The sequence below is a fragment of the Streptococcus mitis genome, from assembly GCF_001579035.1.
Lineage (GTDB): Bacteria > Bacillota > Bacilli > Lactobacillales > Streptococcaceae > Streptococcus > Streptococcus mitis_J.
Genome location: NZ_KQ970287.1, coordinates 44,967 through 47,343 on the forward strand (window position 1 = coordinate 44,967; position 2,377 = coordinate 47,343).

At 44.1% G+C, this 2,377-nt stretch carries 3 protein-coding genes and 1 pseudogene; all 4 read left to right on the forward strand.

Annotation, left to right across the window (positions count from 1 at the left end; all coding sequences use genetic code 11):
• Nucleotides 1–191 (forward strand): annotated as a pseudogene (locus SMIDD26_RS04635) (phosphate-binding protein); the annotation flags it as partial.
• The gene (pstC, locus tag SMIDD26_RS04640) at nucleotides 191–1,108 is read left to right on the forward strand and encodes a phosphate ABC transporter permease subunit PstC (protein ID WP_001070903.1); all 918 of its coding nucleotides are present in this window, start codon (nucleotides 191–193) and stop codon (nucleotides 1,106–1,108) included. The pseudogene SMIDD26_RS04635 and the gene pstC, both read left to right, overlap by 1 nt.
• Entirely contained in the window at nucleotides 1,098–1,982 is an 885-nt protein-coding gene (gene pstA, locus SMIDD26_RS04645) for a phosphate ABC transporter permease PstA (protein ID WP_000543046.1), read from the forward strand. The genes pstC and pstA overlap by 11 nt, the downstream gene beginning before the upstream one ends.
• A gap of 10 nt (nucleotides 1,983–1,992) precedes the next feature.
• Nucleotides 1,993–2,377: ATP-binding cassette domain-containing protein (locus tag SMIDD26_RS12780; RefSeq protein ID WP_246746908.1), on the forward strand; the 385-nt coding region annotated here is incomplete at its 3' end.

A 2,377-nucleotide genomic window follows, 5' to 3' on the forward strand; every position in this document is an offset into this window, starting at 1 on the left:
CTTTGTGGTCTTATGAACACATGTACACCCTAGGTCAACCAAATGAATTGGTGGCAGAATTCCTCAATTTTGTCCTCTCTGATGAAGCGCAAAGTGGAATCGTTAAGGGAATGGGCTATATTTCTGTTAAGGAAATGAAGGTTGAAAAAGATGCTGTAGGAACGGTGACAGCACTAGAAGGGAGTCACTAATGAATCAAGAAGAATTAGCTAAAAAATTACTTTCTCCCTCAAAGAACTCTCGTTTAGAGAAACTTGGAAAAGGCTTGACCTTTGCCTGTCTGTCTTTGATTGTCATCATTGTGGCCATGATTTTGATTTTCGTAGCCCAAAAAGGCTTGTCGACCTTCTTTGTCAATGGGGTCAATATCTTTGATTTCCTTTTTGGCCAAACTTGGAATCCTTCAGGTAAACAATTTGGTGCCCTTCCCATGATTTTGGGTTCCTTTATTGTCACAATCTTGTCAGCTCTTATCGCAACTCCTTTTGCCATTGGTGCGGCAGTCTTTATGACCGAAGTCTCACCAAAAGGTGCTAGAATCTTGCAACCAGCCATTGAATTGCTGGTCGGGATTCCTTCAGTTGTGTATGGATTTATTGGTTTGCAGGTCGTAGTTCCCTTTGTCCGCAGTGTCTTTGGTGGAACTGGTTTTGGGATCTTGTCAGGGATTTTCGTTCTCTTTGTCATGATTTTACCGACGGTAACCTTTATGACAACCGATAGCTTGCGTGCGGTGCCTCGTCACTACCGCGAAGCTAGTTTGGCTATGGGAGCCACTCGTTGGCAAACCATCTGGCGCGTGACCTTGAAGGCGGCGCGTTCAGGTATTTTCACAGCGGTCGTCTTTGGGATGGCGCGTGCCTTTGGTGAGGCCTTGGCTATTCAGATGGTGGTCGGAAACTCAGCTGTTGTCCCAACTTCATTGACAACACCTGCTGCGACCTTGACTTCTGTTTTGACTATGGGTATCGGAAATACTGTTATGGGAACAGTAGACAATAACGTTCTCTGGTCACTGGCCTTAGTCTTGCTCTTGATGAGTTTGGCCTTCAACAGTGTGATTAAATTGATTACGAAAGAAAGAGGAAAGAAAAACTATGCACGCTAAGAAATTAGATAAAATTGCAACAGCTGTCCTCTACTCGATTGCAGGAATTATCGTTGCCATCTTGGCATCCTTGATTCTCTATATCTTGGTTCGTGGTTTGCCTCACATCTCTTGGTCTTTCTTGACTGGCAAATCATCTTCTTACCAAGCAGGTGGTGGGATTGGAATTCAGCTCTATAATTCCTTCTTCCTCTTGGTTATTACCTTGATTATCTCTGTGCCCTTGTCTATGGGGGCTGGGATTTTCCTAGCTGAATATGCCAAAAAAGGTCCTGTGACCAATTTTGTCAGAACCTGTATTGAAATCTTGTCTTCACTGCCATCTGTGGTTGTGGGTCTCTTTGGTTACTTGATCTTTGTAGTTCAGTTTGAGTATGGATTTTCAATTATTTCAGGTGCCTTGGCCTTGACGGTCTTTAACTTACCTCAGATGACTCGTAATGTTGAGGACAGTTTGAAACACGTTCACCATACGCAGCGTGAGGCTGGTCTGGCTCTTGGGATTTCTCGTTGGGAGACAGTGGTTCATGTGGTTATTCCAGAAGCCCTTCCAGGTATTGTCACTGGGGTTGTCCTGGCCTCTGGTCGTATCTTTGGTGAGGCGGCTGCTCTTATCTATACAGCAGGACAATCCGCTCCGGCTCTGGACTGGTCAAATTGGAATATTCTCAGTGTGACTAGCCCAATCTCTATCTTCCGTCAAGCAGAAACCTTGGCTGTCCACATCTGGAAAGTCAATAGTGAAGGAACCATTCCTGATGGAACTATCGTATCAGCAGGTTCTGCAGCCGTGCTCCTCATCTTTATCCTAATCTTTAACTTTGGAGCCCGTAAACTCGGAAGCTACCTACATAAGAAATTAACCGCTGCCTAAAGGAGAAGCCATGTCAAAATATAATTGGGATGAAAAGCATATCATCACCTTTCCTGAAGAGAAAGTGGCCCTCTCTACTAAGGATTTACATGTTTACTACGGTAAAAAAGAATCCATCAAGGGCATCGATATGCAATTTGAAAAAAATAAAATCACGGCCTTAATTGGCCCTTCTGGTTCAGGGAAATCAACCTACCTCCGCAGTCTCAACCGTATGAATGATACCATTGATATTGCCAAGGTAACAGGTCAAATCCTCTATCAAGGGATTGATGTCAACCGTCCAGAAATCAATGTTTATGAAATGCGTAAGCACATTGGAATGGTCTTCCAACGCCCAAATCCCTTTGCCAAGTCTATCTACCGCAATATCACTTTTGCCCATGAACGTGCAG